A 6,466-nucleotide genomic window follows, 5' to 3' on the forward strand; every position below is an offset into this window, starting at 1 on the left:
TGAGAATAATATTCAAAAATATAAATTAAAATCGACATTTACCATGCAGTCAGTTAGTATCCGAGCGCTTGCCATCAACTTTCCTCAGACTATTCGCACAAACGATTATTGGCTGGAAAAATTCCCTGACTTATTCGCCAAAACCAGACAGCGAGAGGTCAGGCGCACTCCAGCTACGGACTTAATTCCCATTCCCACTGGGATCGATCTGTGGTTGCAAGAGGTTACACCCTTTTTAGCAGATCCGTTTCGAGGCAGCGTCCAACGGCGGGTATTGGCGGGTGATGAGTCATCTCTGATGTTAGAGTGTCAGGCGGCTCGATCGGCTCTGACAGCAGCAAATCTGACGGCGGCAGACGTGGATCTGGCGATCGTCTCTTCCCTGTTTCCCAGTGATATCGGCCCTGGTTTGGCGACTCATCTCGCCCAGCAATTGGGATTGAGCTGTCCGGCGTGGAATCTAGAATCTACTTGTGCCAGTGCGTTAATCGCGCTCCAAACCGCCCAGGCTTTCATCCAAACTGGCACCTATCGCCAGATTTTGATTGTGGTGTCGCACATTGGCTCTCAGGCGGTAAATGATGCCGATACTCTCTCATGGTCGATGGGTGATGGTGCGGGGGCAATGGTGGTTAGTGCAGATCGAGCGGATCGCGGCATTCTCAGTATGCAGATCGTCCCGACGATCGCAACTTGCGGGGCATATACTCACGAACTGACGATCGATTCCCAAGGCAATCCCCGCATTCAAACGGGAACGGGGGAGAATGTCAGCAGTTTAGCAGTAACGGCAGCCGATACGGTGCGCGAGTGCTGTCAGTCGGCGGTAGCGGCGGTGGGGATGAGTCTCGATCGCATCGATTATTTTGCGTTTAATACCCCGACGGCTTGGTATGCCAGCGTTTGCGCCAAAGCACTGGGAATCGATCCAGCGCGGGTTATCGATCTCTACCCGACATATGCCAATATTGGCCCAGTTTTCCCCCTTGCCAATCTCTATCATGCAGCGGTTAGTGGCAAAATTCGCCCAGACGATCTGGTGTTGGTATATGCCAATGGTGCGGGAGCAACGGCGGCGGCGATGGTGATGCGCTGGGGGGATGTGGCGTTGGGTAGTGCTAGTACTGAATTGGTAACGATTCGATCGAGCGAGAGTTTCGTACCATCAGCGAGTAATGCGGTTGCGAGTAGGGGGATTAAAGAACGACTGCTGGCAGTGCCTGTGGGCGATCGTCATGCCATTCTCGAAGCTTATTTAGTGGAATCCTTAGCCAATTTACGCCAACTTTCACCAGCCGATCTCGATCCTCAAGTGGTGCTGACAACGTTGCTGGATTCGTTGCTGGCGGTCATTTTTCGGAGTCAACTCGAAGCTAGTTTAGAGATTCGGGTTCCGATGGAGCAGTTTTTAGGGGAGCGGAATATTCGCGATCTGACGGAGTTTTTGCTCGATCGCATGGCGATCTCGGAAATGATGGGAGGGGTGGTGAGGGATGAGGGCGATGTGGATCGATCGGATCGAGAAGTATTTAGCTTGTAGGGGTTTGGGGTGTTGAGCGATCGATTCTGTTAAGCGTAAACCCGAAGAATCCCCCTAAATCCCCCTTAAAAAGGGGGACTTTGACCGGATCTTAGCCCCCTTTTTAAGGGGGTTTGGGGGATTCAGATCTAGAAACGAAGCCCAGCCGATCGATCGTTTCCAAGATTTTTTAACCGCAGAGGCGCAGAAGACGCAGAGAGCGGAACATTATCAATTCTCAATTATCAATTTATGAATCTACATTTACTAATTGACTCACTAGCCGATCGAGGAATTAAATTATCCATAGAAGGGGATGCCCTCATTGTCGATGCACCGCAGGGGACATTAACCAGTGAAGTGCGCGATGCACTGACAGCGCAGAAAGCGGAGATTGTGGCGTTGCTGCATCAACATCGCGATCGCCAGCCTGTTAACGATTTACCCACGCTCGTGCCTGCACCGGAGTCGCGGTATGAACCATTTCCGCTGACGGATATGCAGCACGCTTTTTGGATCGGGCGGAGTGGGATTTTGGAGCTGGGTGGTGTTTCCAATCATGGTTATTACGAAATTGAAGGCGGCGATCTGGATGTCGATCGACTCAATACCGCGCTGCAACGATTAATCGATCGACACGATATGTTACGGGCGGTGGTAATGCCGGACGGACAGCAGCGGATTCTGGCGGAGGTGCCGCTGTACCAGATGCCAGTTGTGGATTTGCGGGGGAAGACTGAGACTGAGATCGCGGCTGGATTGGCGGCGGTGCGGGAAGAGATGTCTCATCAGGTGTTACCAGCCGATCGCTTTCCGTTGTTTGATTTTCGGGTGACGCGGTTGGATGGTGCGCGATTGCGGTTGCATATTAGTTACGATCTGCTGGTATTTGATGCGTGGAGCTTGTTTCGCCTGTTTGAGGAGTGGTTTCAAGTCTATCAGCAGCCGGATTGTGTGTTGCCCTCATTAGATATCTCATTTCGGGATTATGCGATCGCCGAACAAAATCTCTGTCAAACCGAGCTATATAAGCGATCGCGGGCATATTGGCTCGATCGAATAGACAAGCTACCACCCGCACCGGATTTACCCCTGGCGAAAAGTCCCAAGGAACTCAAACAGCACCGCTGTCGGCGTTATAACGCGCAGATGAAGACGGCGGATTGGCAGCGGCTGAAGCAGAAAGCGAAAAATATCGGGCTGACTCCTTCGGGGATGTTGCTGGCTGCCTTTGCCGAAATTCTCGCGCTGTGGAGCCAGAATCCGCAATTTACGCTCAATTTGGCACTATTTAATCGATTGCCGCTGCATCCTCACGTCGATCGGCTGTTGGGAGATTTCACATCGGTAACACTGCTAGGGGTAGATAATTCTGCGCCTGAATCGTTCCGCGATCGAGCGATGCGGATTCAAACCCAACTCTGGCAAGATCTGGAACACCGCTACTATAGTGGGGTACGGGTGACGCGGGAACTCACCCGCCGTCAAGGGAATGTCCCGAATGCGATGCCTGTAATCTTTACCAGTACGTTGGGGTTTGCAGGTATCGGGCAGGAAACCTTGACATTTAGCCATTTTGGTGAATTAGTCTATGGAATCAGTCAAGCCTCGCAAGCTTGGATGGATATTCAAGTGTGGGAAGAGCAAGAAACGCTGACATTCAATTGGGATGTAGTAGAGGAACTATTTCCCGCAGGCGCGATCGATGATATGTTTGCGGCTTACTGCAATTTACTCCAACATCTGGCAGATGATGATGCGATCTGGCAGGAGCCACATCCCCAACTGTTGCCGCCAGCACAATTACTAGCACGGGCAGCGGTTAACGAGACTGATGCAGCGATTTCCGACGCATTATTACACGAGCTATTTGCCGATCGCGTGTTACAACAGCCCGATAATATCGCCGTTATCGCTGCGGGTAAATCCCTAACTTATCGAGAATTGAGCATTCGTGCCAATTGCCTTGGTTATCGCTTGCGACAGCTTGGGGCACAGCCAAATCGATTAATCGGCGTGGTGATGGAAAAAGGCTGGGAACAGATCGTCGCCGTGATGGGGATTTTAGCATCTGGGGCGGCTTACGTGCCGATCGCGCCCGATCTACCGCCGGAACGCCTTCAGTATTTACTCAAACATAGCGACATCGAGATCGTTCTTACTCAATCCTGGTTAGAGGACAAATTACTGTGGGATAAATCGATTCAGCGGTTATCGATCGATACTGAAGATTTAACTACAGAGAGTACCGCACCGCTGGAATCCGTCCAAACTCCCGACGACTTAGCTTATGTAATTTACACCTCCGGTTCCACTGGCTTACCGAAAGGGGTGATGGTGACACATCGGAATGTAGCTAATGTGGTAGTCCATACCAACCAGCGGTTTCAGATTGGATCTGTCGATCGGATCTTAGCTCTCACCGCGCTCAATCACGACTTATCGGTGTATGACATTTTCGGATTGCTGGCGGCAGGTGGATCGATCGTTATTCCCGATGCGCGGCTAGTTAAAGATCCCAATCACTGGGCGGAATTAATCCAGCGCGAACGTGTGACATTGTGGAACTCAGTCCCGCCGATGATGGAAATGCTGGTAAATGCCGTCGAGAATACCTCATTTGCTAGCAATTTGCGCTTGGCGATTTTAGGTGGAGATTGGCTACCACTGACACTACCCGATCGAATTCGCAACCTAGTACCCGCGATCGAATTATTGAGTATTGGCGGCCCTACCGAAACTACAATTTGGAATATCGGCTACCAAATCGGCGCAGTCGATCCTACTTGGAAAAGCATTCCCTACGGGCAACCGATGGCGAATGCTAAATATTACATCTTGGATCGAGCTTTAAATAACTGTCCTACTTGGGTAGCGGGTGAAATGTATTGTGCTGGCGTACAGGTAGCTAAAGGTTATTGGCGCGATGAGGAAAGGACGAATGCTAACTTTATCGTACATCCGCGCACGGGTGAAAGGCTCTACCGGACGGGAGATCGCGGGCGTTATTTACCCGATGGCACGATCGAAATTTTGGGACGAGTAGACTTTCAAATCAAGCTGCGCGGCTATCGGATCGAAGCTGGGGAAGTAGAAGCAGCCCTGATGCAACATCCCGCCGTGCAAACCGCGATCGTCAAAGTTATCGGCGACAGCCAGCAAGCGCGGTTGGTAGCTTATATCGTATCTGGACGAGCGGATGTACCCACCGTCGAGGAACTGAGCGACTCCCTGGGGCGCAAACTCCCCGATTATATGGTGCCATCGAGTTTCATGTTTCTGGATGCTTTGCCACTATCAGTCAATGGCAAAGTTGACAGGCAAGCATTACCCACCCAAATCGATCTATTTCGATCGAGGGAGGTAGTTTATACTCCCCCGCAAAATGAAATCGAACGTTCGATCGCGTCCATTTTTCAAGAGGTATTAGAAATCGAGGAAATTGGGGTTACTAATAATTTCTTCGATCTGGGTGCTAATTCATTACTAATTACCACTGTTTATCGCAAATTAAGTGAGGTTTTACCCGTGCAAATCGCATCGACTTCGCTGGTGGATTTGTTTAATTATCCAACAGTTAGAGCTTTGGCACAGCGGTTAATGCAAGCTAAGGATGTGAATGTTTTGGGGCAGCAAAGTGTTGAGGATCGGCAGAAGTTAAGTCAGGGGAAAGATCGGTTGAAGCAACGGTTAGAAAGGTCTAAGTTAGCTAGTAAATAAGAGCAATTCTCTCTGTTCGATCTTCTCTGCGCTCTCTGCGCCTCTGCGGTTAAAAAATGAATAACATTCGTACAAACCTGTTCAACCCCACCAATAACTTACTGGCGTGAAGCTTAGACCCGACCCACCCCGCCCTACGGGCACCCCTCCGAGGAGGGGATTTTCCGAACCAAAATGCGTAGTGTGTTATCGCGAAGCGTAACGCACCATCCCAATTATCGATTACCAAAAACAATAAAAATATAGTGATATGACTTCAAATTTTAACGGTTTAGAAATAGCAGTAATTGGACTAGCTGGCAAATTTGCAGGCGGGGAGACGATCGAGGATTTTTGGCAAAACTTAGAAAATGGGGTCGAACTAATTACACCATTTAGTGAGGGTGAGGCACGATCTAATGGCATCGAGCGGGTTGGGGCGGTACTAAAAGATGTCGATCGATTTGATGCGGCTTTTTTTGGTTTCAATCCTAAAGAAGCCGAAACAATGGATCCTCAACATCGGTTGTTTTTGGAATCGGCTTGGGAATCTCTCGAAAATGCTGGTTATAGCTCGGAAGATGAGGAACGATCGATCGGGGTATTTGCAGGTGTAGGGATGGGAACTTACCTGTTATATAACCTCAGCCCGAATCCAGGATTAATCGAATCGCGGGGATTTTTGCCCACATTAGTGGGAGTTGATAAAGATTATTTACCCACTCGTGTCTCTTATAAATTGAATCTCCGGGGACCGAGTATCAGCGTGGGGACGGCTTGTTCTAGTTCCTTAGTTGCAGTGCATTTAGCCTGTCAAAGTCTGCTCAGTGGCGAATGTGACATGGCTCTGGCTGCGGGGGTGGCGGTGAAGGTGCCCCAGAGTGAAACTACCCTCTCGCCTGACGAAATCGTGTCTCCCGATGGGCATTGTCGCGCTTTCGACAGTGGTGCAAATGGCACTGTGGGCGGTAATGGGCTGGGGATTGTAGTATTGAAACGCTTAGAAGAGGCGATCGCCGATCGAGATCGGATTTATGCGGTAGTTAAAGGTTCGGCGATTAATAACGATGGGGCGATGAAAGTCGGCTACACCGCACCCAGTCAGGAAGGGCAAGCCAAGGTGATTCGCGCCGCTCAACTGATGGCAGAAGTCGAGCCGGAAACTATTAGCTATATGGAAACTCACGGTACTGGTACGGCATTGGGCGATCCGAACGAAGTTGCGGCGATGACACAAACCTTTCGCGC

General features: G+C 50.2%; 3 protein-coding genes. All 3 read left to right on the forward strand.

What is annotated here, in order from left to right; all coding sequences use genetic code 11:
- Positions 1 to 43 precede the first annotated feature (43 nt).
- The gene (locus tag RMO52_RS20950; RefSeq protein ID WP_396135070.1) at positions 44 to 1,540 is read left to right on the forward strand and encodes a 3-oxoacyl-[acyl-carrier-protein] synthase III C-terminal domain-containing protein; all 1,497 of its coding nucleotides are present in this window, start codon (positions 44 to 46) and stop codon (positions 1,538 to 1,540) included.
- A gap of 231 nt (positions 1,541 to 1,771) precedes the next feature.
- Positions 1,772 to 5,239, forward strand: a complete 3,468-nt coding sequence (locus RMO52_RS20955) for an amino acid adenylation domain-containing protein (protein WP_310418173.1) — start codon at positions 1,772 to 1,774, stop codon at positions 5,237 to 5,239.
- Positions 5,240 to 5,489: 250 nt separating this feature from the next.
- On the forward strand, positions 5,490 to 6,466 hold a 977-nt coding region (locus RMO52_RS20960), incomplete at its 3' end, for a polyketide synthase (RefSeq protein ID WP_310418176.1).

This window comes from Chamaesiphon sp. OTE_8_metabat_110, from assembly GCF_031382685.1.
In the GTDB taxonomy this organism is placed as follows: Bacteria; Cyanobacteriota; Cyanobacteriia; order Cyanobacteriales; family Chamaesiphonaceae; genus Chamaesiphon.

Coding starts and splice junctions, on each gene's coding strand:
- RMO52_RS20950 (WP_396135070.1), top strand. CDS start 44: ATGCAGTCAGTTAGTATCCGAGCGCTTGCCATCAACTTTCCTCAGACT.
- RMO52_RS20955 (WP_310418173.1), top strand. CDS start 1,772: ATGAATCTACATTTACTAATTGACTCACTAGCCGATCGAGGAATTAAA.